Origin of the sequence: Bacillus altaicus (assembly GCF_042136375.2) — a bacterium.
Lineage (GTDB): Bacteria > Bacillota > Bacilli > Bacillales > Bacillaceae_G > Bacillus_A > Bacillus_A cereus_U.
The window spans coordinates 4911399-4935473 of sequence record NZ_CM143394.1 but is presented as its reverse complement, the minus strand read 5'-3'; the positions used below and the strand labels follow the sequence as shown (position 1 = coordinate 4935473).

The following is a 24075-nucleotide window of genomic DNA, read 5'->3' as shown; positions in this document are numbered from 1 at the left end:
CTTAGAGAGATTCATTTCATATGTGTAAATGCAATTTTTTAATTCGATATTGTAAGTTTTGTCTGCTCAATCCTAAAAATTTTGCAGCTTGTGAGATATTACCTTTATTTTCTTTAAGAATTTGATGGATATACTTCTTTTCCATTTCTTCTATTATACGTTTTAAAGTCTGTGGTGTATCAGTATTGTGACTAGTTAGCGGAGTCTGCATATTGAGTTCTTTTTTTGCTAGTTCGCGAAAGTGCGTTGGCATATGGAACGCTGTAATGATATCTTCATCTTCTATTAAGTTCATGGAGCCTTCAATTATATGTTCTAGTTCTCTCACATTACCAGGCCAATCGTATTTATAGAAGAAGTTATTTACGTTTAAATCTACATCTTTTACGCTAAGATCAAATTGGATATTGTATTTTTCAATAAAGTGTTGAACAAGATATGCAATATCTTCTTTTCGTTCCCGTAAAGGTGGAAGACATAGAGTAACAACGCTTAATCTGTAATATAAGTCTTGCCTTAATCGATTGTGTGCTATGGCTTCAAGAGGATCTTCATTAATAGTTGCTATAATACGAACATCAATTTCTTTTTCTTGTGTGCCTCCGATTCTTCGTATTGTTTTTTCTTGTATAGCCCGCAGCAATTTAGCTTGAAGTGTTGGACTTAATGAGTTGATCTCATCTAATAACAAAGTCCCGCCGTTTGCTTCTTCAAATAAACCAGGTTTATCTATTGCTCCTGTAAAAGCACCTCGATTTGTACCAAATAGTAGACTTTCCATTAAGGTTTCTGGTATAGCGGCACAGTTTTGCGAAATAAATGGTTTTGTTGAACGCTGGCTTTCATTATGGATGCTTTGCGCAAATAGCTCTTTACCGGTCCCTGTTTCTCCGATGATAAGTATGGAGGAGGATGTACGTATTACTCTCTTTGCCTCTGCAATGACCGATTGAATAGCTCTAGAATCACCAATTATGTGATCAAAGGTAAACTTAGTATTTTGTTTGCGAGAAAGGTTCGTTTTCATTGTTTGCTTTAAATGACTAATCTCTTTTGAAATTTCAATAGCGCCTTTAATTTTTCCATTTTCTATTATAGGAAAAGTATCGTTAATCGTCGTAATCTCTTGTCCTTTATTGTTAAAATACGTTTGTTTTATATTTTTGTTTGTTTTTCCAAGTTTTAATGCTTCTATAAGAGTACTATTTTTATTTTCTTCAAATGCAAATACTTCTAAAGGATTTTTGTCTAGCACATCAGAACGATCCATTGATTCAATGTCCATCATTTTGCGGTTATAGATAATCGTTTTACTTTCCTCATTAATAATATGAATCCCAATATCTAGTTCATTTAGTAAAGTTTCATATAGCACATTCATTTCAATAATCTTTTTAAAATTGATTTCTTCTGTATGCATGTATTATCTTCTCCTCGTTATACCCTATGAAGACTGACTTTTTATAATTTTATTAAAATTCTCATAAAATCGCAAAATTTTTTTGCTATTTTCTCTTAAAACTTTTCAAATGATAGAAAAATTTTGCGGTTATGTAGATTTTTTTCGTAAGAAAGCCCAATTTTACATAGGTGTTGAGGTTGGTACGTATTTTGCATGAATAGTAGTTAAGATCTCTAAATTTAAAGAGTAGGGGGATTATGAATCTTTATAGGTTATGCAACGTTTCAGTGCCAATTAATAAGAGGGAGGAATTTATAAAGTGAAGACGGTTATAGAAGGCGTGTATAGTCCTTGTTACGGGAAAGTAGAGAAATTATTTGTTACTGAAAGTTCTTACGTATATGAGTGGGAAAAATTAGCGTTAATTGAAACAATAGATAAGCAGCAAGTGGAAATTAAAGTGGGAATCAGTGGGTATATCGAATCATTAGAAGTGGTAGAAGGACAAGCTATCGCTGATCAAAAATTATTAATAACAATGAGGGATGACCTTTTAATAACAGGTAGTGATTAATAGTAGTAATATGTATTTTGCACTTTTTAATAATTATTTTTGCTATGAAGGGTTTTAAAAACGCTTACATTAAAAGGGTTTGCTAAGTGAAAAGGGGGGATTTATATGATGGATCAAAACCAGGGATTAAAAAGGGAATTGAAAAGTCGGCACATATTTATGATTGCACTCGGGGGAGTTATTGGTACAGGACTTTTTTTAGGATCGGGTTATACAATTCATGAAGCTGGACCTGGAGGGGCAATTGTAGCGTATCTTGTCGGTGGGTTTGTTATGTATTTAACGATGCTCTGCCTTGGAGAGTTAGCGGTTGCGATGCCTGACGCAGGATCTTATCAAACGTATGCTACAAAGCACATTTCCCCTGCAGCGGGTTATGTAGTGGGATGGATGTCGTGGCTAAACTGGTCTGCTACGATAGGTATTGAATTAATTGCAGTTAGTATTTTGATGAAACGATGGTTTCCTGATGTACCGTCATGGATTTGGTGTGTAGTGTTTGCAGTGTTGCTCTTTGCAATTAATGCATTATCTTCAAAAAGTTTTGCGGAAGTTGAATTTTGGTTTGCAAGTATTAAAGTAATTACAATCATTGCATTTATTATTTTGGGCGGGGCGGCAATGTTTGGTTTTCTAGATATGAAAGGAAATGAACCAGCACCAATGTTTTCTAGCTTTACTGATTATGGTGGTTTATTCCCAAATGGATTATCGGCTATTTTAATTACGATGATTGCAGTTAATTTTTCCTTCCAAGGAACAGAACTAGTTGGTATTGCAGCTGGTGAGAGTGAAAATCCAGAGAAAACTATCCCGAAGGCAATTAATAATACAGTTTGGCGCATACTTATTTTCTTTGTACTATCTATTTTTATTCTTGCGGGACTATTTCCTTGGCAACAAGCAGGCGTGATAGAAAGTCCATTCGTAGTTGTATTTGATAAAATTGGTATTCCTTATGCGGCTGATATTATAAATTTCGTTATTATTACAGCTGTACTATCAGTTGCGAATTCAGGATTATATGCAACTTCCCGTATGCTATGGTCGATGTCGAATCAAGGAATGATTAGCCCGATTTTTGGTAAATTATCTAAAAACGGTGTTCCTATTTATGCATTGATTGTAAGTACGTTTGTAGGATGTCTCTCATTACTATCAGGTATTTATGCGGAAGATACAGTTTATTTATGGCTGCTTTCAATTGCAGGGTTCGGAGCGATATTAGTTTGGGCATCTATTGCTTTATCTAACCTATTAGCTAGAAGGACATACTTAAAGCAGGGCGGGAATATTAAGGATTTGAAATTTAAAACACCACTGTATCCATTTGTCCCAATTCTTGCGTTAGTATTAAATTTAACTGTAATTGTTGGAATGGCTTTTATTCCGGAACAAAGAATGGCATTGTATTGTGGTATTCCATTTATGATTATTTGCTTACTGTTTTATCGTGCTACCAAAAATAAGCGAAGTAAAGTAGAACTTATTGAAAAGACAAATACAACAGAATTAGAAAGTTTATAATAGTGATTAATTTGGAGACTGTAAGATTGTAAACAGTCTCTTTTTTTGTGAAAATAAAGCTGGAAACATACTACGTATGCAAAGGGGAATTAGCAATGAATCAAGAAGTTTCACAGCTATTAAAACAGATTGATTTACGAAAAGATGAGCTACTAGAACTTACAAAAGCTTTAATTCGCTTTGAAACACCAGCACCACCAGCAAGAAATACAAATGAGGCGCAAGAATTTGTTGCAGGGTTTCTAAAAAAACGAAATTTTAGTATTGATAAATGGGATGTATATCCGAATGATCCGAATGTTGTTGGAGTGAAAAAAGGGACAGCAAGTGAGTCACATAAAAGTCTCATTATTAATGGACATATAGATGTTGCAGAAGTATCAAAGGACGAGCCGTGGGAAACAAATCCGTTTGAGCCATTTATAAAAGACGGTTGGTTAGTTGGGAGAGGTGCGGCAGATATGAAAGGTGGACTAGCTGGAGCCTTATTTGCTATTCAACTTTTAGAAGAAGCGGGGATTGAATTACCTGGGGATTTAATTTTTCAATCGGTAATTGGCGAAGAAGTAGGAGAAGCAGGGACACTTCAATGCTGTAAACGTGGTTACGATGCTGATTTTGCAGTAGTAGTGGATACGAGCGATTTACATATGCAAGGACAAGGCGGCGTAATTACTGGATGGATTACTGTGAAAAGCCCGCAAACGTTTCATGATGCAACACGTAGACAAATGATCCATGCTGGAGGACGTCTATTTGGAGCGAGTGCGATTGAGAAAATGATGAAAATTGTACAAAGCTTACAAGAATTAGAGCGTCATTGGGCAGTCATGAAAACATATGAAGGCTATCCATCTGGAACAACAACAATTAATCCAGCTGTTATTGAAGGAGGACGTCATGCGGCATTTATTGCGGATGAGTGTCGATTGTGGATAACCGTACATTTTTATCCAAATGAAACGCATGAACAAATAATAGAAGAAATAGAAGAGTATTTAGGAAAAGTGGCAGCAGCAGATCCATGGTTAAGCGAGAACCCACCACAATTTAAGTGGGGCGGAGAATCAATGATTGTTGATCAAGGTGAGATTTTTCCTTCTTTAGAAGTAGATAGCGAACATGTTGCTGTAAAAACTCTAAGTTCAGTACATGAATCTATTTTATCTAAAAATGCAATTTTAGATATGTCAGCAACGGTAACTGATGGCGGTTGGTTTAGTGAATTCCACATTCCAGCGATTATTTATGGACCAGGCACATTAGAAGAAGCTCATTCAATAAATGAGAAAGTTGAAGTTGAGCAGTTAATTGAATTTACAAAAGTAATTACTGCTTTTATATATGAATGGTGTCATACGAGAAAATAAGAAAATAGTTTGATTTTTGAATCGTGCGAGTGAGTATGCTTGTACGATTTTTTTGTAACTATTTCAGAGGTGGATAAATTCAATATCTGAAATAGCTTGTTATGCTTTTTATGTTCTTCGTTTGACTTCAATTAATTTCTCTTTAGCTAATTCAACGGCAATGGCATCATCTAAATAGCCAATTGGAAAAAGATAATCGGGGATAATGTCTGTTGATAAAATGAAATATAGTAAGGCACCGCCAATAATTGCACGTTCTTCGTTTGAAATGGTTTCTGTACAAAATTGTTGGTACATACTTGTTAATTGTTCAATGAAAGGGCCAGCACTATCAATTTGTTCTATTTTACTTTTGAAACTCTCATGAATACGTTTTTCGCCTTCAGTAGTTTGAGCATAGCGCTCGTAATTTTCAAGTTCTTGTTTCACACGAGTTGTTGTGTATTCGAAGTCGAATAGGTTAGAGGATTGTAATGTTTGCTGAATTGTATCGAGAGATGTGTACATATCTGCTTTTTCTTTATTTATGTGTGGAGAGTCAGGATACATTTCATCAAGTAATAATTGCGGTGGAACTTGTAGACATTTTGCGAATTTTTGTAAATGGTTTTGCTTAGGTTGTTGTTTGCCATTAATTATTCTTGAAATTGTTGCAGGATCAATATTTGTCAGTGTTCCTAGTTGGCGCATAGATAGAGCGCGCTCCTTTAACAGTTTCTTTATTAATTTACCGAGCCGCTCATTTGGATTTTCATTGGGCATAATGTAGGCACTCCTTTTCTATTGTTTATCGTTGAAAAAATGTTGAGCATTTATTACAAGTATATGAAACAGACAGGCACAGTTGCTCAACATTTTCATAATATGCATTGAAAAGTGAGAAAGGGGTGACTGTACGATGAGTACAGCGGGTTTATTTTCAATTTTTTTAATCGGGATTGCGTCTAATTTAGATAATGCAGGTGTTGGGATTGCATATGGCATTCGTAAAATTCGAATTTCGTGGTTTAACAATTTTATCATCGCATTTTTTGGGTTTTTATTTACTTTACTAGCTGGATTTTTTGGAAATTGGATCGCATTATTTATTTCAGAGTTCACAGCAAACATTATTGGAGCAATTGTTTTAGGGATAATTGGGGTGTTTATTTTATGTCAGCCTTTCTTGAGTCAACAAGATACCATAGGATCTAAAGATAGTAGTGTACTTATGGGGGTTTTACGTGATCCAGAAAAAGCAGATTTTGATGGTTCTAAAACAATTAGTTTTTCGGAAGCAATTGTTTTAGGAGTTGCATTATCCATAAATAATATTGCAGGTGGATTTGATGCTGGAGTAACAAATTTAAATCTTTGGCTTACGGCATGTATTTCTGGGATTTTTAGTTTTATTTGTATTAGTGGTTTCATGTATGTTGGTAAAAGGTTTTTAGCTGAATACTTAGGGAAATGGGCAACTATAATTGCAGGTGTGTTATTAATTCTTATTGGAATTGATCAATTGTTGTAAGAAGGATAGAGAAAACAGTATTCGAGTATTTCCTTGGAAATACACTAAGAAATTGCATATATCGACGTGAAATCTTTTCACGGCAATGAAAATTTATAAGTATTATCCAATGTTTGTGCAAAAGGTTTTAAAAAATAAAAGCACCTGTATAGGTGCTTTTTAGCGTATATCTTCAATTAGTTGTGCACATTCATCATCATGCATACTGTACTCACTTAAAACTTGAATACAAAGCCATTTCAGCTCTTCAATACTATGCTCAAGTTCTTCGGGAAGTACATGGTAAATGTCTTCAAGTCCCATTCCGAAATGAATAAGTTCTAGTACTTGATCATCGATGTTCCGATCCATTAATAATTCAAGCACTTCTAAATTGAATATGTATCGGTGAGCTTCATCGAGTGAAACAACTTTTAGTTTCAAACTTTCTACAATACTCAATATGAAAAGAAGAATTGTTTTTTCGAGAACAGGTTGTTTCTCCATTTGAAATATGAGTTTCATCTTTTACACCTCCACATACAGCGCTAGGTTGTACTATATTATTCAGGAGGGGGGAGCAAATATGCATAATAAAGAGAACTTTTATTACTGTTTTTTTGAATTGGGTTGATGCCTAGTAGAACGGACTTTTTCGTGAAAAAAATCCTGCCAATATAGCAGGATAACTTCTAAATTAAAACATACTCCAACCTTCTTGGGCAGAAAGTAATTCAAGAATTTTAAAACCAGCGATACTATTTCCGTTTGCATCTAAAGCCGGTCCGAAAATACCAATTCCCATTTCGCCTTTTACGCAGCCGAAAATGCCGCCCGCTACACCACTTTTTGCAGGGATTCCAACACGAATTGCAAATTCACCAGATTCATTATACATCCCGCAAGTAACCATAAATGTTTTGCAAATTTTCGTAATATGCTTAGGGATGAGCTGTTTCTTTTTATATGGATCATATCCATCCATTGCAAAAATTAAGCCAATACGTGCTAAATCGATACAGTTTACTTCAACTGCACATTGACGAGTGTATAAATCCATAAGTTCTTCAATATCACAATCGATAATGCCGTTTTGTTTCATATAGTAACAAAGTGAACGGTTTAAGTAAGCAGTCTCTAATTCTGAATTAGCAACTGTAGAAGAATAATTAATAGTAGGATTATCTGTTATTTCACGTACAAAATGAAGAATATGCTCCATTTTTTCTTCGTTATCTTTTCCCGCTAACATGCTTGTAATAGCTAGTGCTCCTGCATTAATCATGGGATTAAGAGGTTTGGAAGGACTTGTCGTTTCTAACTTAATAATAGAATTAAAAGGGTCACCAGTTGGCTCCATTCCAACTTTAGAAAATACATATTCTTCACTACGATCTAAAAGGGCAAGTGCAAGTGTAATTACTTTGGAAATACTTTGAAGAGTAAATAGTGTTTGTGAGTTTCCAGCATGGATATATTCTGTTTCTTTATGGAAAATGGCAATCCCTAAATCAGTTGGATCTGCATTTCCTAGTTCGGGGATATAAGTAGCAAGTTTTCCTTTTTTCGTATATGGTTTTACTTGTTCTAACAACTGCTGTAAGTTGTTTGTTTCAATGCACTGCATAGTACCAACGCTCCTATTTCGAATTAACTAAGTTTACTTTTCCCGATATGCTCGGAAATAAATAATAACATGAAAAAGTGGAATGATAAAACGAAAGTTATTTGTGCTATAATAAGTTTTTTTGTCTGTATATTGTGTAGCTAACAAGGAGAATTTTCCTTTTATATAACAGTTTGGAAATAGGAAATTTATCCATAAAAAGTTCGCAAATAAAAACTACACATCTATACAACTATATGTTATTATGGTTATGTAATAGAAAGCGTTTTCTAAAGCGTACTTATAATGATAACGATTTCATAAATTTGATAGGGGGAATTAAAATGTTGCAGTTTTTACAACGTATTGGTAAAGCGTTAATGCTTCCAATCGCAGTACTACCAGCAGCAGGATTATTGCTTCGTTTAGGACAAGAAGATGTATTTAATATTCCTGTTATGGCACAGGCCGGTGCAGCAATTTTTGATAATTTAGCACTTATTTTTGCAATTGGTGTTGCAATCGGTTTGTCTATTGATGGTAGTGGAGCAGCAGGACTTGCTGGGGCAATCGGATATCTTGTTTTACAAAATACAACGAACGCTCTAAGTAAGGCATATTCAGCAGCAGAGCTGAATGATAAATTTAAAAGTGTTCAGGATTTAGTCGGTTCAGCAGATCCAACTAAATTAGCAGATACAATGACAAAAGTTTCAAAAGCAGCGGCGTTAACGCCAAAAATAAATATGGCCATACTTGGTGGTATTATTGCTGGGGTTGTTGCGGGGTTACTATATAACAAATTCCATAAGATTAAATTACCAGAATGGTTAGGTTTCTTTGCGGGGAAACGTTTCGTGCCAATCATTACTTCTATTGTAATGCTTCTTCTAGGATTAGTATTCGGTCAAATTTGGCCAACAATTCAAAGTGGTATTGATGCTGTAGCACACGGCATCGTGAACTTAGGTTCAGTTGGTGCTGGTTTATTCGGATTATTAAACCGTTTATTAATTCCAATCGGTTTACACCATGTAATGAACACATACTTCTGGTTTGTACTTGGTGACTTTACAAACGCAGCTGGTGATATCGTTCATGGTGATATTGCACGCTTCTTTGCAAAAGATCCATCAGCAGGTATGTTTATGACTGGTTTCTTCCCAATTATGATGTTCGGTTTACCGGCAGCATGTTTCGCAATGATTGCGGCTGCTAAACCAGAAAAACGTAAAATGGTTACAGGTATGTTAGGTGGTCTAGCATTAACTTCATTCTTAACTGGTATTACAGAACCAATTGAATTCTCATTCATGTTCTTATCACCAGTATTATATGGTATTCATGCAGTATTAACAGGTCTTTCTTTATTCATTACAACGACACTTGGCATTCATGATGGTTTCTCATTCAGTGCCGGTGCAATCGATTACGTTTTAAACTTTGGTATTGCAACAAAACCAGTATTATTAGCGGGAATCGGTTTAATTTACGCAGCAATTTACTTTGTAGTATTCTACTTCTTAATTAAGAAATTCGACTTGAAAACTCCTGGTCGTGAAGATGAAGATGAGTTAGCTGAAGAGGGTGATGCACCAGTTGCAGGTTCAATTGGTGAAACTTACGTAGCTGCTTTAGGCGGAAAAGAAAACTTAGCAGTTATTGATAACTGTGCAACTCGTCTACGCTTACAAGTGAAAGATGCAAGTTTAGTAAATGAACCAGCATTAAAACGTGCCGGTGCAAAAGGTGTTATGAAATTAAGTAACACAAGTGTACAAGTTATCGTAGGTACAAACGTTGAATCAGTTGCCGATGATATGAAAAAACACGTATAAATAGTTAGATAAGAGGATATCCCAAAAGATTGATAACACCAGTCTTTTACAGGATATCCTCTTTTATTATGTTGAAATTTTAAAGGGAATCTTACTTTTGTAAATTTTCTTTTTCTTTTTTATACATATAGGTTGGTAATATGTTCAGCGCGTGATAAAGTAGGGATGATGTAGAATAGAGTGTCTATAATCTACTGAAATGATTTGGAAAAAGTCTTGTGTAGATGAATTAAATTATCGGTAAATAAGGGGAAAAGGGTAATCATGGATCAGGAAAAAAATACTGTTAATGGTAAAGTACGTCGTCCGATTGCATACATAAAAAGAACAATCATTCTCGTCCTACTATTTTCACTTGTATATTTCATGTATACAAAAATTGTTGCGCATAATAAAAAAGAGGAAACTTTAAAAGCAGTAGCAGAAATGAAGAAGCAAGAAGAGGTAAAAAAGAAAGAAGAAATGAAAAGGCAAGAAGCTGAAAAACAAAGAAAACAAAAAGAACAGGAAGAACAGGAAGAACAGATAAAACAGGCGCAAGTTATAGAGAAACCTGCTGAAGGACCGCCTCAAGAAATTAATGAAAACGCTCAATTGGATCAATATTTACAAAACGCAGGATTTAGTGGGACAGCTGTTATTGTGAAGAACGGAAAAGTTCTTTTGAATAAAGGATACGGTATGGCGAACAAAGAGAAGCAAGTACCGAATAATTCAGAAACAACCTTTTATATTGGCTCTATTTCAAAGGCATTTGTAGCGACCGCTATTATGCAATTGAAAGATCAAAATAAGTTACAAGTAGAGGATACGATTGCAAAGTATATTCCAGATTTCCCTCAAGGTAATAGTATTCAGCTAAAACATCTATTAACACATACGTCAGGGATTCCAGAATATGAGCAGGGAACAGAGGATATTTCTCATGAAGAACTGATAAAGCGGATAGGAAATCAAAAGCGTATTGGCGGTCCAGGAGAGAAATGGAAGTATTCCGATTCGAACTACTCTATACTTGCTTACATTGCTGAGAAGGTAAGTGGACAACCGCTCGAAGAATATATTAAACAACATATTTTTGCGACTGCTGGTATGAAGAATTCTGGTTTTGGTAAAGCGTTAGAGCAAACAAGGTTCCCATCAACGGGTTATAAAATAGTGAATAACAACATGAAAACACCTAACATTCCGAGCATGTCACAACTATATGGTTGCGGTGATATATATACAAGCGCGCATGATCTATATTTATTTAATGAAGCGCTATTCTCTGGAAAATTAATTTCAAAAGAGAGTTATGATCAAATGTTTACAGCTGTGAAAAAGGATTATGGATTTGGCTGGTATGTAGATCCAGGCAGCTATTCAAATCACGGTGTAATGCCAGGTTGGAATTGCTTAAATGGATTTAGTAAAAATGGTAGTGTATACGTTGTTTTATTATCTAACATTCAAAACAACATTAAATCATTTGGTAAAGTGAATAATGATATTTATACGATGTTGCGGAATATTGAAGTGTAAGAGGCTATCCTTTTGGATAGTTTTTTTGTATTGAGGAAATATATGTGCGGTGTGATAATGAAATAAATGGAAAAGGGAGAGGGTTATGAGTATACATAAGCATCATGCACGCAATGCGAAACGAACTTTGTTTATAGCTATCATTGTATGGATTATCGTTGTAATTGGATTAGTTATGGAATATAAAAAAGGAACAATATTCACTTCAGATAAAGGAATCCTGAAATTAATAGGTATTTTGCTACCAGCGTTTGGATTACTAATATATAGTTTTATAGAAAAACGAAGAGCGAAAGTGCTTAAGCAGGATAATTGGAATATAGAGACTTCTAAATTATTTGAGCAACAAAAATTCGTTGTTCGTGGAGAGGTAGGAATATTTAAAGTAATAACGTACTTTGGATTAGATGGAAGTGCAGTAGGTGTTTTAAAAGAAGAGTATAATTCCGTTATTCAAAGTATATGGAAAGGTGCACTTTCTTTTCTTTTTAAGGGACTACATAAGCAACAATTTTATTTATATAATCAATCGGGAGAAAGATTGCTGCGTGTTCAAAAGAAGATGGGCGTGCGTAACTTCTATATATTTTATAGTATAAATGGAAAGAAAATTGGAGAGTTGAAACAAGTACTAAGTTTAACAAAATGGGAATGGATATTTTTAGAGATGAATGGAAAGAAAATTGGTAAAGTGACAGGGGACTTTTCAGCAACAATGCAGAAAGTAGACTGGCAAGATGGAACACATATTGATGTGAAAGAAGATGGTATTCCGTTAGAAGCTGCAAAATATTTTTCGGCAAGTGGTGGATCCCTTGTTACAGCTTCTATAAGTGAACAGACAGAATTACCACGAGCAGTTTATTACAGTATAGCTGCCATTATTACAATTGAAAATTAAAATATATATAAAGATAGATGGGACACCATCTATCTTTTTTATGCTCTGAAACAATTATTTCTTTTAGAAAATGTATGCCTTACCTATCACAAAAAACGCCTGCTTTGTATAAATTAAGATGTATGGATGTGAAATTTTATACTTTAAAAATAATAGGAGGAGAAGTGTATGTGTCTGTTCAGAAAATATTGGCATAAATTATCCAGACTGTTTAATAGACAATTAGGTTATTTTTTAGATGACAAGTTACTGCCTGCTGTGGAACGACTTTTATTTTCACAAAACTTCGCGAGGTTTATTCAAAGAAATTCTAAGCAAGCTATGGAAGAATTTATAGAATCAAGTCAATTTCAATCTATTATTTGTAACATTTTAAAAGAATGCAATACATCACCTTTTAAAGAAATTGCACAGCAATATTTAGGGGAAAACGTAGAAATTACTGTGACAGTGGGGCAATTAACAGGTGTTATTGTAGCAGTTGGTGACGATTTCTTAACGCTGCAAGAAGGAATAGGAACAGAAGTTTTATTACCGTTTACAAGTATTATATCAATGAAAGAAGCGTAAGAAAGGAGACTTATATATGTTATTTACTGATGAATTGCGTAACCATGTTGGTGAATTAGTGCAAGTTGTGACAGCTGTTGAAATTGTTGCAGGTATTCTTTTATCTGTGACGGACGGGGCAGTAAGCGTTCGTACATCTCCTTCTTATGGACCACCTGAAGATGTACTTGTACGTATTCCTATTATTGCTTATGTTCGCTTGGAAGGGTAAGAGTGATACAAGTATGAGAATATCAGTTGTTATTCCAGCGCATAATGAAGCAAGTACTTTATCACAAGTTTTAATAGAAGTGGAAAAGTTGAAGCCGTATGAAATTATTGTAGTAGATAATGGATCGACAGATGGAACGAAGGAAGTCGCATTACAGCATAGTTGCCATGTAATTTATTATAAACATTCTCTTGGCAATGATGTAGGAAGGGCAATTGGAGCTAGGGAAGCAAAAGGCGAAATTGTATTGTTTTTAGATGGTGACATCGTTATTGAGAGTAAAGAGCTACAACGTTTCGTGAAAGGAATTCAGCAGGGGCATCAAATTGTTGTGAATAATTTAACATGGTCTGTTTATTTAAAGATGAGGCCACATTATACGACAGTTGGAAAATTCATGTTGAATCGTTATTTGAATAAAAAAGAGCTTGTTGTTGGTTCTTTAATCGCAATTCCACATGCGATGAATCGGGATGTTATTGAGAATCTTGGATGGTGGAATTTAGCAGATCCCGCATTATTTCAAGCGATGGTGATGTCTAGAGAAGTAGATATTGCCGATATGGCTTCGGTCGATGTAATTCACACGAATAAGGTTCGTCCTGTGCATACGGGTACATCACCTGGTTCTCCTTATCCGAAAGCGACTAGTCGTATTATGGGGGATCATTTACGTGCTTTGCAATATGTAATCGAAACATATGGTAAACGCGGCGGTTTTTCGGAGGGAAACAGGGATAGAGAGTTTATAGGGAAGTATAAACCAGTTTTATTACAAAGGAAAAAAGCGAAATACAGTGCGATTATACCAGTATCAGAAGAAAGAATGACTATAAGATCTGTCATACAAGAAGTGAAAAAAGCAGGTGTAGATGAAATTATAGTTGTTGCGAATGGAGCGGATGTAGAGACAATTAAACAAGCAAAACTAGAGAATGTTATTGTAGTTGAATTCGCGAAGGCACTTGGACATAATGTAGCACGAGCGATAGGGGCTATGCATGCTACGGCAGATATTTGTTTATTTGTTGATGGTGATTTTGCTATTCCGGCAAAAAAGCTAATTCCATTTTTGCATGCTATTGAAGACGGAAATGATGTGGCGTTAAATGATTTGCAATGTTTGTTAGATATGTTTCACCCGGCAGATCCAATTAGTATGGGGAAATATTTCGTGAATTTGGTAGCGAAACGACCAGATTTATGGAACAACTCATTAACGGCAGTGCCACATGCTATGCATAAAAAGGTAATAGAGAAAATTGGATATGATTCTCTTATCATTCCACCATTAGCTCAAATGAAAGCTATTTTAGAAGAATGCTCTATTACAGCAGTGGAATTTGTAGATGTTATAAAAACAAATCGAGTACGTCCAGAGCAACATGGGTTTGTAAATGGACGAATTCCTGCATTCGATCGTATTTTCGGTGATCAGCTTGAGGCGATTGCTTATTTATTACAACATACGAATGAGCGTGGGAGTTTTACAGACGGAGAAAGGGATAGAGATATAATACTACAATTGAGAAGGGAGGAAGAGAATATAGATGAATGCTAGTAGTAAAGTAACCATTATTGGATTAGGATATGTTGGCCTTCCTTTAGCGGTCCTTTTTGCAGAAAGAGGACATGCTGTAATTGGATTAGATAAAGATACTAGGAAGATAGAATCAATAATTAAAGGAGAAAGTTATATTCCTGATGTTTCTTCAAACGTATTACAAAATTTATTGAACGAGAGAAAATTAATAGTAAATACACCAGATAAAGGTGTTGCGGAGTTCCAAAATAGTGAGTATGTTATTGTGACTGTGCCAACGCCAATTAATGAGAATAAAGAACCCGATTTAAGTGCACTCGTTTCAGCCTCCCATTATATACAACAACACCTTCAAAAAGGACAAACCTTCATTTTTGAAAGCTCCACATATCCAGGTACACTGGAGGAAGTTATCATTCCTATTATTTCTCAAACAGGTAAAAAGGTAGGAGAAGATTATTATATTGGGTATTCTCCAGAGCGAATTGATCCAGCGAATAGCCAGTATTCAGTTGAAACGATTCCAAAAGTTATTAGTGGACAAACCGAGCAGTGTAAACAAAAAGTACAGGATTTGTATAGCACTATATTTGATGTAGTTGTTCCAGTTAGTTCTCCGAAAGTAGCCGAGATGTGTAAGCTATTTGAAAATATTCAGCGCTTAGTTAATATTTCGTTAGTAAATGAGTTAAACACACTATGTGAAAGTTTAGGAATTGATTTTTATGAGGCGCTTGAAGCTGCATCTACAAAACCATTTGGATTTACCCCGTATTGGCCAGGACCAGGAATAGGAGGACATTGTATTCCAGTAGACCCTTTATATTTTCAATGGAGAATAAGAAAGGCTGGAGCAATTAGTCAATTAATTGAGGCGGCACATGTAATTAATGAAGAAATGCCAGCGAAAATAATCGGGAAAGTAAAAGGTATGGTGCAATCACCCGCAACGGTTTTAATAGTAGGGATTGCATATAAGAAAGATGTAAATGATTTGAGAGAATCACCGGCGTTGCCAATTATTCAATTATTAATAAAAGAAGGATACAAGATAGAATATCATGATCCGTATATTTCTACAGCGGAAATTGGAGATACACTATATCAATCCGTTCCACTAGATGAACAAAGAATTAAACAAGCAGATTGTATTTTAATTGTAACGGATCACTCTAGTATCGATTGGAAACTCTTTAAAGGGATTGAGCGATTAATAGATACACGTGGAATCGTAAAGAAGGTGAGTGTATGAGTAAAAAATGTTTAATTACAGGTGGAGCAGGATTTATTGGATCGCATTTAGCTGAGGAATTGGTGAAAAGAGGTTATGAAGTTACTATTGTTGATAACTTCTATAAAGGAAAAAATAAATATCATAATGAGTTAATGAAAGAGCTCCGGGTTATTCCAATAAGCGTTTTAGATAAAAATTCAATTTATGAATTAGTAAATCAACATGATGTGGTGTTTCATTTAGCTGCAATTTTGGGAGTCAAAACTACAATGGAAAAAAGTGTAGAGCTTATTGAAACAAATTTCGATGGAACGAGAAATATTTTGCAAGCAGCATTAAAAGGGAAGAAGAAAGTAGTTTTCGCATCTACTTCGGAAGTATATGGAAAGGGAAAACCTCCATTCTCTGAAGAAGGAGATCGTTTATACGGTGCAACTTCCAAAATACGTTGGAGTTATGCAATTTGTAAAACGTTAGAGGAAACATTATGTTTAGGGTACGCATTAGAAGGCTTACCTGTAACGATTGTTCGTTATTTTAATATTTATGGTCCAAGAGCGAAAGATGGTCCGTACGCAGGAGTAATTCCACGATTTATTCGTGCGGCTTTGCAAGGTGACGATATTCTCGTTTATGGAGATGGAAAGCAGACACGCTGCTTTACGTATGTAAGTGATGCGGTCGAGGCAACGATTTGTGCAATGGATGAAAAGGTAAATGGTGAAATTATTAATATAGGTTCTGAGAATGAAAAAAATATAAGGGAAGTAGCGGAAGATATAAAAAAATTAACGAAGTCTGTTTCCAAAATTGTGCACGTTCCATTTGAGGAAGTATATCCACATGGATTTGAAGAAATTCCAAATCGAAAGCCGGATGTAACGAAATTAAGAGAACTTGTTCAGTTTCAAGCGAAAGTAACGTGGGAACAAGGATTGAAAGAAACTATGAAGTGGTTTCGTGAAGAAAACCATGACTAAATCATTATCTGTCATTATTCCAGCGTGTAATGAAATAGATACAATTTCTGATGTTATTCATTCAATAATACCTTTAAAACCATTGGAAATCATAGTAGTGACTAATGGGTGTACAGATGGAACAGATAAGGTCGCTGAAAGTTTAGGATGTAAAGTTATTAATTATAGAGAGTCACTTGGGAATGATGTAGGACGTGCAGTAGGTGCCAAACATGCAAAAGGTGATGTTCTATTATTTATAGATGGTGATTTTGCTATTCGAACTTCACAATTGCAATTATTTCTTAATCCAATTTTATATGATCAGGCTGATTTAGTTTTAAATAATTTGGATGCATTATTTTTAAAGAAACAAAGACCACATTCTATTACAGTATGGCGCCAAATCTTAAATGCAATGTTAGAGCGTGAAGAATTAAAAATTGATTCTTTACTATCTGTACCTCATGCGCTGACTAAGGAAGTTGTGCAAAATATTGGATACGAATGTTTTGTTAATCCTATTGTGGCTCATCTACGCCTAGCACAAAGTAAATGGAGAATTAGCCGTCATTGTGCGATTGATGTTATTACTCCGAATAAATTTCGCCCGTTCGAGCATGCTGCATACGGCACGAATCTTGCTCATTCCGAAAAACGAATGATAGGCGATCATATAGAAGCTGTAGCAGAGAGGATATTAGGCAGTGATACGCGCGGGGGATATTGCGATGGAAATAGGAAAAGAGATAGTGTCTACCATACTCTAAATTTTGAAGACTTTTATCAAGGATGGGGCATTACATCTAATTTGTATAAAGGACAGCAATTATCGGTTATTATTCCTGTGCAAAATGAAGAGATGACGATTGGAAAGATTATAGAAGAGCTTCGCAAAATTGAACCATTGGAAATCATTGTTGTTGTAAATGGTTCGTCCGATAAAACGGCAAAAATTGCAAAAGACAAGGGAGCAACAACAATTGTGTATAAAGAAGCACTTGGAAACGATGTGGGGCGTTCACTTGGAACTTATTTTGCACAAGGAGAAATTGTTTTATTTATAGACGGTGATTTTGTTATCCCAGCTAGTGAGCTATATCCCTTTGCAAAAGCTATTGCAGATGGAACGGATGTCGCATTAAATGATTTAAATCATTATTTAGATTTGAGAGTACCACTTCATCTTGTAACAGCATTTAAATATGCATTAAATTTAGCTTGTGATAGAAAAGATTTAGGAGTAGGCTCTCTTATTGCGGTTCCTAATGCGTTTAGTCGTACTTGTTTGAAGGAAATAGGGTATAAATCATTATTGTCACCTTGTGTAGCACAAGTGAAAGCTGTACTTTCAGGTTTTGAAATCGCTTGTGTAAGTCGTATCGATGTTGATAAGATGAACCGTATTCGTCCCAGTGAACATTTCGCAAAAATAGGTCATCCTCCAGCTGTCCTTCGAATTATTGGTGATCATATAGAAGGATTAGAGCAATTAATTGCATTAACAAACAGTCGTGGTGGATTTTACGATGGAAATAGAAAAAGAGATGTTTTATCCCGCTTTAACGGGCAGTAAGACTCCCACCTCAAAATTCGGCGAATACGAGGAAGTTAGGTGGGAGATAACTGCCCGTAAAAGCCCGATTGGTGAGGGCTGATTAAAGTTTCACTTTATAGTGGTAACAAAAAAAGTGTACAACATATGTACACTTTTTTGCTCTGTTATAAAAACTATAACAGATTAGGAGATAAGAGTATTACAGCTCTACAATGGGTATCGTTCTTATATTACAAAATAGGACTCGTATATAAGAGTACCAAAAAAATACAATTAAAGAAAGGGTTAATTATAAAGACTTTTAAACGAGGTTAACACTACGAATGTAGTAGTTTGTTCAACGTTTCACAAACATGTCACAACTATTTCGTCCACTCCCGAAAAAAAGTAGTATTCTAAGTGTGTAAGCTGTTATATAAAAAAACGTAGTCCTGTACTAATCAAAAATGGAGGAGATTAGGATGACTCAAGTATTAGAAAATGTAAAAAACGCGTGGGAAAACTTTAAAGGTGAAAAATGGAAAGCAGAGATTGATGTTCGCGATTTCATTTTAAATAATATGAACGTTTATGAGGGAGAAGACTCTTTCTTAGCGGAAGCAACTGAAGCAACGAAAAAACTTTGGGATCAAGTAATGGATTTAACAACAAAGGAACGTGAAAACGGTGGCGTTCTTGATATGGATACAAAAATTGTTTCTTCTATTACATCACATGAACCAGGATATTTAAATAAAGATATTGAAAAAGTGGTCGGTTTCCAAACTGATAAACCATTTAAACGTTCTTTACAACCATATGGTGGTATTCGTATGGCGGAACAAGCTTGTGAAGCGTATGGATATGAAATGGATAAAGAACTTAGCAAGATTTTCAGAGACTGGCGTAAAACTCATAATCAAGGTGTATTTGATGCATACACACCAGAAATGAAAGCGGCTCGTAAATCAGGTGTTATTACTGGTCTTCCAGATGCATATGGACGTGGACGTATTATCGGTGACTATCGCCGCGTAGCGCTATATGGTATAGATCATTTAATTGAAGCGAAAAAAGCTGATTATAATCTAACTGGCGGTGTAATGAGCGAAGATACAATGCGTTTACGCGAAGAATTATCTGAGCAAATGCGTGCACTTCAAGAGTTAAAACAGATGGCTGCTTCTCATGGATTCGATATTTCTAAGCCAGCTACAAATGCACAAGAGGCCTTCCAATGGTTATACTTTGCTTATCTTGCAGCAATTAAAGAGCAAAACGGGGCAGCAATGAGCCTTGGACGTACCTCTACATTCTTAGATGTTTACATTGAAAGAGATTTAGCAAATGGTACTTTAACAGAAGAAAAAGCACAAGAAATTGTTGACCATTTCATTATGAAATTACGTCTTGTGAAATTTGCAAGAACACCTGATTATAATGAACTATTCTCTGGAGATCCAACTTGGGTAACTGAATCTATCGGTGGTATGGCGTTAGACGGTCGTCCGTTAGTAACAAAAAACTCATTCCGTTTCTTGCATACATTAGATAATTTAGGCCCAGCACCAGAACCAAACTTAACAGTTCTTTGGTCTAAACAATTACCAGAGAACTTTAAAAACTACTGTGCAAAAATGTCTATTAAAACATCAGCAATTCAATACGAAAATGATGACATTATGCGTCCTGACTACGGTGATGACTATGGTATTGCTTGTTGTGTATCAGCAATGAGAATTGGTAAACAAATGCAGTTCTTCGGAGCACGTGCAAACTTAGCGAAAGCATTACTATATGCGGTTAACGGTGGTAAAGATGAAAAGTCAAAAGCACAAGTTGGTCCTGAATACGCACCAATTACTTCTGAAGTATTAGATTATGAAGAAGTTATGCGTAAATTCGATATGACAATGGAATGGTTAGCGGGACTATACTTAAATACATTAAATGTAATTCACTTTATGCACGATAAATATAGCTATGAACGTATTGAAATGGCACTTCATGATACAAATGTTCTTCGTACAATGGCAACAGGTATCGCTGGATTATCTGTAGTAGCAGACTCTTTAAGTGCAATTAAATACGCACAAGTAAAACCAGTGCGTGATGAAAATGGTATTGCAGTTGATTTCGAAATTGAGGGAGATTTCCCTAAATACGGTAACAATGATGATCGTGTAGATGAAATCGCAGTAAATCTTGTGAAAACATTTATGAACAAGCTTCGCAAACATAAAACATACCGTAATTCTGTTCATACAATGTCAATCTTAACAATCACATCTAACGTTGTATACGGTAAGAAAACTGGTAACACTCCAGATGGACGTCGTACTGGAGAACCATTTGCACCGGGGGCAAACCCAATGCATGGCCGTGATACAAAAGGTGCATTAGCGTCATTATTATCTGTAGCTAAATTACCATATGAAGATGCACAAGATGGTATTTCAAATACATTCTCTATTATTCCAAAAGCACTTGGTAAAGAAGATGATGTACAAGTACGCAACTTAGTATCTATGCTTGATGGATATGCAATAAAACAAGGACACCACTTAAATATTAACGTATTTAACCGTGAAACATTAATGGATGCAATGGAGCACCCTGAAAAATATCCACAATTAACAATTCGTGTATCTGGTTACGCTGTTAACTTTATTAAATTAACTCGTGAACAACAAATTGATGTAATTAACCGTACAATGCATGAAAGCATGTAAGTGAAAAAAGTGTTTCTCCGCTTTTAATATATAGCGGAGGGAGGCTGTTTCAATAAAGGAGGAAGTAACATGGTAAAAGGAAGAATACATTCTGTAGAGTCTTGCGGTACTGTTGATGGCCCAGGGATTCGTTATGTCATATTTACACAAGGGTGTTTATTACGTTGTCAATATTGTCATAATGCTGATACATGGGAAATCGGTAAAGGTAAAGAAATAACAGTTGAAGAAGTGATGCAGGATGTGACATGTTACCTTCCATTTATTGAAGCTTCTGGAGGCGGTATAACAGTTAGCGGTGGAGAGCCACTATTACAGCTAGACTTCTTAATTGAGTTGTTTAAAAAGTGCAAAGAGGCTGGTATTCATACAACAATCGATTCTTCGGGCGGTTGTTATTCTGAAGAACCAGAATTCCAAAATAAGCTAGATATTTTAATGGATTATACAGATTTAGTTTTATTAGATTTGAAGCATATTGATTCAAAGAAACATCGTAAATTAACAGGGAAACCAAATGAACATATTTTACAATTTGCTCGTTATTTATCGGATAAAAAGAAGCCAATTTGGGTAAGACATGTATTGGTTCCCGGTGTTACCGATGGTGAAGAGGATCTGCAAAATTTATCAAACTTTATTCAAAGTCTATCTAATGTTAAGAAAGTGGAAGTGCTGCCATATCATAAACTCGGTGTTTATAAATGGGAGGCACTTGGACATAAGTATCCACTTGCGGATGTGAATCCACCGACAGAAGAAAATGTTGAGCATGCAAAACATATTTTAAAAGCAGTCTAATCCAAATATTGGATTAGACTTTTTGTTTCTTTACCCCGCTATTTGTGGGAGACCTGCTGCCCGTAAACGCCCGATTGGTGAAGGCTAATAATCAGTGGGGGATGAACAAAACCCCCACTGATTAAAGTTGCACTTTATAATAAAATCTAGAGTATATATTTAGAAAAGAGTATACTGAAGAGAGAATATCCATATTTTTGTAAAGGATAGGCGGAGAAATTTACATAATTGTAAAGGGAAATCAAAATAGTAAAAAGAATTAAGAAGTAAAAGAGTGAGTATCATGAAATATAGAACATTTGTAAGTTATTGCGAAAGCTCTTATAGGAAAGTATAATGTAAAGATATGAGCACAGATAGGATTAAGGGGTCAATCTTATATGCTTTGCATATCCACGACAGGTACATAGCTAACAGGGGAATATTGGAATCCGAGTATGTAATGTTTAAGGAAAATGTTTTTCCTATTGTCGTATATGCAATATGGAGAAACAAAAAGCTAGGAGTGGATTTGTTTGATAAAAAACCCCAAGGTTTTAATATTAACTGCACATTACGGTAACGGTCATGTGCAAGTAGCGAAAACATTAGAACAAACCTTTCGTCAAAAAGGAATCAAAGATGTAATTGTATGCGACTTGTTTGGAGAATCACATCCAGTTATAACCGATATTACAAAATATTTATATTTAAAAAGCTATACGGTAGGAAAAGAATTATATCGTTTGTTTTATTATGGTGTAGAGAAAATTTATGATAAAAAAATAGCATCTTGGTATGCGAATTTTGGAAGAAAGCGTTTGAAGACGCTATTACAGATGGAGAAACCGGATATTGTTATTAATACCTTTCCAATCATCGCTGTACCAGAATTGAAAAAGCAAATAGGTATTTCTATTCCTGTTTATAACGTATTAACGGATTTTTGTGTGCATAAAATATGGATCCATCGAGAAGTAGATCGTTATTTTGTAGCAACCGATCATGTGAAAAAAGTGATGGTTGATATCGGTGTACCTGCAGAGCAAATTGTTGAAACAGGGATTCCGATTCGCAGCAGTTTTGAGCTAAAGATCAATCCAGCAATTATATATAATAAATATCAGTTATGTAAGGATAAAAAGATGTTACTAATTGTAGCAGGTGCTCATGGTGTGCTAGGGAGTGTAAAAGAGCTATGCCAGTCATTTATGTCAGTACCAAACTTACAAGTAGTTGTCGTTTGTGGGAAAAACGAAGCTTTAAAGCAGGATTTAATGGAACTACAGGAACAAAGTTCTGATGCTTTAAAAGTATTTGGTTATGTTGAAAACATTGATGAGTTGTTCCGTGTTACTTCTTGTATGATTACGAAGCCAGGTGGTATTACATTAAGCGAAGCAGCAGCATTACAAGTACCTGTCATTTTATATAAACCTGTCCCAGGACAAGAGAATGAAAATGCGTTGTATTTTGAAAAAAAAGGGGCTGCAGTTGTCATTCGTGATGATAGTGAAGTTTTTGCAAAAACAGAGGCGTTATTACAAGATGATATGAAGCTTCTTCAAATGAAAGAAGCAATGAAAAGTATTTATCGTCCTGAGCCAGCTGGTCATATTGTGGATACAATTTTGGCAGAAAATCATGCAGAGCCGAATCATATACCTATTAAATCACCAGCTCTTGCCGAATCTTTTACTTAATATGAAACCCCTCTTTTAAGCATTTAAAGAGGGTTTTTTTAGTGTTGTAAAAAAGTAAACGTGAATTATTAACTTATCCACAAGGTATTACGCTTCTATTAGACAGTAAAGTCGGAATATTAACAACTATATCCACACAGTCCACAATTTTCACGTTTAGAATTCATTTAAATAGATGAATTCGTAAAATACTTTTGGAATTTATGCACAATTCTACGATTTTTGTGGATAAAGTTGTCCACAAAAAAGATTCCTTATTTATAAGGAACCTTTTTTGCTAATCTATTGGAAGATCTTATGTAATGAAACTGAATAATTAGGGGGGAAACCTTCTAATTATTCAGTTTCACTTTAAATGCTTTTTGAGCGATAGCCCGCTGCACGATCTGCTTTTCGAAATTCTCGTTGATAGAGAACTTCTTGTGTACTAGATAATGTGTTTTTTGCTTTATCACGTTTCTTTTTATCCATTACAAATCACCTCGTGTCTTAAAGTCACTATCTATCGTTTCCAAAGACATGGGGTGATATACATATATGTCAAACTAGTAATGATTAATTATCATTTCTGAATT

At 35.1% G+C, this 24075-nt stretch carries 21 protein-coding genes; 16 read left to right on the top strand and 5 right to left on the bottom strand.

Annotated features, from left to right (window positions below; translation table 11 throughout):
* Positions 1 to 16 precede the first annotated feature (16 nt).
* Positions 17 to 1420 (bottom strand): sigma-54 interaction domain-containing protein, encoded by a 1404-nt coding sequence (locus tag ACE38F_RS25485; RefSeq protein WP_215555137.1) that lies wholly within the window; start codon positions 1418 to 1420, stop codon positions 17 to 19.
* Between the two features lie 301 nt (positions 1421 to 1721).
* On the opposite strand from ACE38F_RS25485, the gene ACE38F_RS25480 reads away from it, so the two are divergent.
* From ACE38F_RS25480 to ACE38F_RS25470, 3 genes are all read left to right on the top strand, one after another.
* Positions 1722 to 1976: a biotin/lipoyl attachment domain-containing protein gene (locus tag ACE38F_RS25480; protein WP_341307772.1), complete on the top strand. Its 255-nt coding sequence runs from the start codon at positions 1722 to 1724 to the stop codon at positions 1974 to 1976.
* Positions 1977 to 2081: 105 nt separating this feature from the next.
* Positions 2082 to 3503 (top strand): amino acid permease, encoded by a 1422-nt coding sequence (locus ACE38F_RS25475; protein WP_375370549.1) that lies wholly within the window; start codon positions 2082 to 2084, stop codon positions 3501 to 3503.
* A gap of 47 nt (positions 3504 to 3550) precedes the next feature.
* Complete coding sequence (locus tag ACE38F_RS25470) at positions 3551 to 4873, top strand: acetylornithine deacetylase (protein WP_375370548.1); 1323 nt, start codon at positions 3551 to 3553, stop codon at positions 4871 to 4873.
* A 108-nt stretch (positions 4874 to 4981) separates the two neighbouring features.
* On the opposite strand, the gene ACE38F_RS25465 is transcribed toward ACE38F_RS25470, so the two are convergent.
* Complete coding sequence (locus ACE38F_RS25465; RefSeq protein ID WP_375370547.1) at positions 4982 to 5635, bottom strand: helix-turn-helix domain-containing protein; 654 nt, start codon at positions 5633 to 5635, stop codon at positions 4982 to 4984.
* Between the two features lie 136 nt (positions 5636 to 5771).
* Between ACE38F_RS25465 and ytaF the strand changes: the two genes are divergently transcribed.
* Positions 5772 to 6383: a sporulation membrane protein YtaF gene (gene ytaF / locus ACE38F_RS25460; protein WP_375370546.1), complete on the top strand. Its 612-nt coding sequence runs from the start codon at positions 5772 to 5774 to the stop codon at positions 6381 to 6383.
* Positions 6384 to 6542: 159 nt separating this feature from the next.
* Here ytaF and ACE38F_RS25455 read toward each other — a convergent pair whose 3' ends face one another.
* A complete protein-coding gene (locus ACE38F_RS25455; protein WP_002091149.1) occupies positions 6543 to 6887 on the bottom strand; it encodes a DUF3969 family protein in 345 nt (114 codons plus the stop codon).
* A gap of 172 nt (positions 6888 to 7059) precedes the next feature.
* Positions 7060 to 7989 (bottom strand): glutaminase A, encoded by a 930-nt coding sequence (glsA, locus tag ACE38F_RS25450; RefSeq protein ID WP_375370545.1) that lies wholly within the window; start codon positions 7987 to 7989, stop codon positions 7060 to 7062.
* A gap of 323 nt (positions 7990 to 8312) precedes the next feature.
* Between glsA and nagE the strand changes: the two genes are divergently transcribed.
* From nagE to ACE38F_RS25390, 12 genes are all read left to right on the top strand, one after another.
* Entirely contained in the window at positions 8313 to 9806 is a 1494-nt protein-coding gene (gene nagE / locus ACE38F_RS25445; RefSeq protein ID WP_375370544.1) for an N-acetylglucosamine-specific PTS transporter subunit IIBC, read from the top strand.
* A gap of 264 nt (positions 9807 to 10070) precedes the next feature.
* On the top strand, positions 10071 to 11330 hold the full coding sequence (locus tag ACE38F_RS25440) for a serine hydrolase domain-containing protein (protein WP_375370543.1): 1260 nt from the start codon (positions 10071 to 10073) through the stop codon (positions 11328 to 11330).
* Positions 11331 to 11415: 85 nt separating this feature from the next.
* On the top strand, positions 11416 to 12231 hold the full coding sequence (locus ACE38F_RS25435; RefSeq protein ID WP_375370542.1) for a sugar ABC transporter ATP-binding protein: 816 nt from the start codon (positions 11416 to 11418) through the stop codon (positions 12229 to 12231).
* A 168-nt stretch (positions 12232 to 12399) separates the two neighbouring features.
* Positions 12400 to 12801, top strand: coding sequence for an LSm family protein (locus ACE38F_RS25430; RefSeq protein ID WP_375370541.1), 402 nt, complete (start codon positions 12400 to 12402; stop codon positions 12799 to 12801).
* Between the two features lie 16 nt (positions 12802 to 12817).
* Complete coding sequence (locus tag ACE38F_RS25425; RefSeq protein WP_002029614.1) at positions 12818 to 13012, top strand: LSm family protein; 195 nt, start codon at positions 12818 to 12820, stop codon at positions 13010 to 13012.
* Positions 13013 to 13025: 13 nt separating this feature from the next.
* A complete protein-coding gene (locus tag ACE38F_RS25420; RefSeq protein WP_375370540.1) occupies positions 13026 to 14573 on the top strand; it encodes a glycosyltransferase family 2 protein in 1548 nt (515 codons plus the stop codon).
* On the top strand, positions 14563 to 15807 hold the full coding sequence (locus ACE38F_RS25415; RefSeq protein WP_375370539.1) for a nucleotide sugar dehydrogenase: 1245 nt from the start codon (positions 14563 to 14565) through the stop codon (positions 15805 to 15807). The genes ACE38F_RS25420 and ACE38F_RS25415 overlap by 11 nt, the downstream gene beginning before the upstream one ends.
* Complete coding sequence (locus ACE38F_RS25410; protein WP_375370538.1) at positions 15804 to 16769, top strand: NAD-dependent epimerase/dehydratase family protein; 966 nt, start codon at positions 15804 to 15806, stop codon at positions 16767 to 16769. The genes ACE38F_RS25415 and ACE38F_RS25410 overlap by 4 nt, the downstream gene beginning before the upstream one ends.
* Complete coding sequence (locus ACE38F_RS25405) at positions 16762 to 18324, top strand: glycosyltransferase family 2 protein (protein ID WP_375370617.1); 1563 nt, start codon at positions 16762 to 16764, stop codon at positions 18322 to 18324. Before ACE38F_RS25410 ends, ACE38F_RS25405 begins: the two co-directional genes overlap by 8 nt.
* A 443-nt stretch (positions 18325 to 18767) precedes the next feature.
* On the top strand, positions 18768 to 21017 hold the full coding sequence (gene pflB / locus ACE38F_RS25400) for a formate C-acetyltransferase (protein WP_341307759.1): 2250 nt from the start codon (positions 18768 to 18770) through the stop codon (positions 21015 to 21017).
* A 69-nt stretch (positions 21018 to 21086) separates the two neighbouring features.
* Positions 21087 to 21818: a pyruvate formate-lyase-activating protein gene (gene pflA / locus ACE38F_RS25395; RefSeq protein WP_341307758.1), complete on the top strand. Its 732-nt coding sequence runs from the start codon at positions 21087 to 21089 to the stop codon at positions 21816 to 21818.
* A 515-nt stretch (positions 21819 to 22333) separates the two neighbouring features.
* The gene (locus ACE38F_RS25390) at positions 22334 to 23500 is read left to right on the top strand and encodes a diglucosyl diacylglycerol synthase (RefSeq protein WP_375370537.1); all 1167 of its coding nucleotides are present in this window, start codon (positions 22334 to 22336) and stop codon (positions 23498 to 23500) included.
* A 351-nt stretch (positions 23501 to 23851) separates the two neighbouring features.
* Here ACE38F_RS25390 and ACE38F_RS25385 read toward each other — a convergent pair whose 3' ends face one another.
* Positions 23852 to 23971, bottom strand: a complete 120-nt coding sequence (locus ACE38F_RS25385; protein WP_000358484.1) for a YfhE family protein — start codon at positions 23969 to 23971, stop codon at positions 23852 to 23854.
* Positions 23972 to 24075: the final 104 nt, after the last annotated feature.

Bases quoted from the DNA above. Each gene is read 5' to 3' on its own strand.
- ACE38F_RS25485 (WP_215555137.1), bottom strand. From the start codon at position 1,420: ATGCATACAGAAGAAATCAATTTTAAAAAGATTATTGAAATGAATGTG.
- ACE38F_RS25475 (WP_375370549.1), top strand. From the start codon at position 2,082: ATGATGGATCAAAACCAGGGATTAAAAAGGGAATTGAAAAGTCGGCAC.
- ACE38F_RS25465 (WP_375370547.1), bottom strand. From the start codon at position 5,635: ATGCCCAATGAAAATCCAAATGAGCGGCTCGGTAAATTAATAAAGAAA.
- ytaF (WP_375370546.1), top strand. From the start codon at position 5,772: ATGAGTACAGCGGGTTTATTTTCAATTTTTTTAATCGGGATTGCGTCT.
- ACE38F_RS25455 (WP_002091149.1), bottom strand. From the start codon at position 6,887: ATGAAACTCATATTTCAAATGGAGAAACAACCTGTTCTCGAAAAAACA.
- glsA (WP_375370545.1), bottom strand. From the start codon at position 7,989: ATGCAGTGCATTGAAACAAACAACTTACAGCAGTTGTTAGAACAAGTA.
- nagE (WP_375370544.1), top strand. From the start codon at position 8,313: ATGTTGCAGTTTTTACAACGTATTGGTAAAGCGTTAATGCTTCCAATC.
- ACE38F_RS25440 (WP_375370543.1), top strand. From the start codon at position 10,071: ATGGATCAGGAAAAAAATACTGTTAATGGTAAAGTACGTCGTCCGATT.
- ACE38F_RS25435 (WP_375370542.1), top strand. From the start codon at position 11,416: ATGAGTATACATAAGCATCATGCACGCAATGCGAAACGAACTTTGTTT.
- ACE38F_RS25430 (WP_375370541.1), top strand. From the start codon at position 12,400: ATGTGTCTGTTCAGAAAATATTGGCATAAATTATCCAGACTGTTTAAT.
- ACE38F_RS25425 (WP_002029614.1), top strand. From the start codon at position 12,818: ATGTTATTTACTGATGAATTGCGTAACCATGTTGGTGAATTAGTGCAA.
- ACE38F_RS25420 (WP_375370540.1), top strand. From the start codon at position 13,026: ATGAGAATATCAGTTGTTATTCCAGCGCATAATGAAGCAAGTACTTTA.
- ACE38F_RS25415 (WP_375370539.1), top strand. From the start codon at position 14,563: ATGAATGCTAGTAGTAAAGTAACCATTATTGGATTAGGATATGTTGGC.
- ACE38F_RS25410 (WP_375370538.1), top strand. From the start codon at position 15,804: ATGAGTAAAAAATGTTTAATTACAGGTGGAGCAGGATTTATTGGATCG.
- ACE38F_RS25405 (WP_375370617.1), top strand. From the start codon at position 16,762: ATGACTAAATCATTATCTGTCATTATTCCAGCGTGTAATGAAATAGAT.
- pflB (WP_341307759.1), top strand. From the start codon at position 18,768: ATGACTCAAGTATTAGAAAATGTAAAAAACGCGTGGGAAAACTTTAAA.
- pflA (WP_341307758.1), top strand. From the start codon at position 21,087: ATGGTAAAAGGAAGAATACATTCTGTAGAGTCTTGCGGTACTGTTGAT.
- ACE38F_RS25385 (WP_000358484.1), bottom strand. From the start codon at position 23,971: ATGGATAAAAAGAAACGTGATAAAGCAAAAAACACATTATCTAGTACA.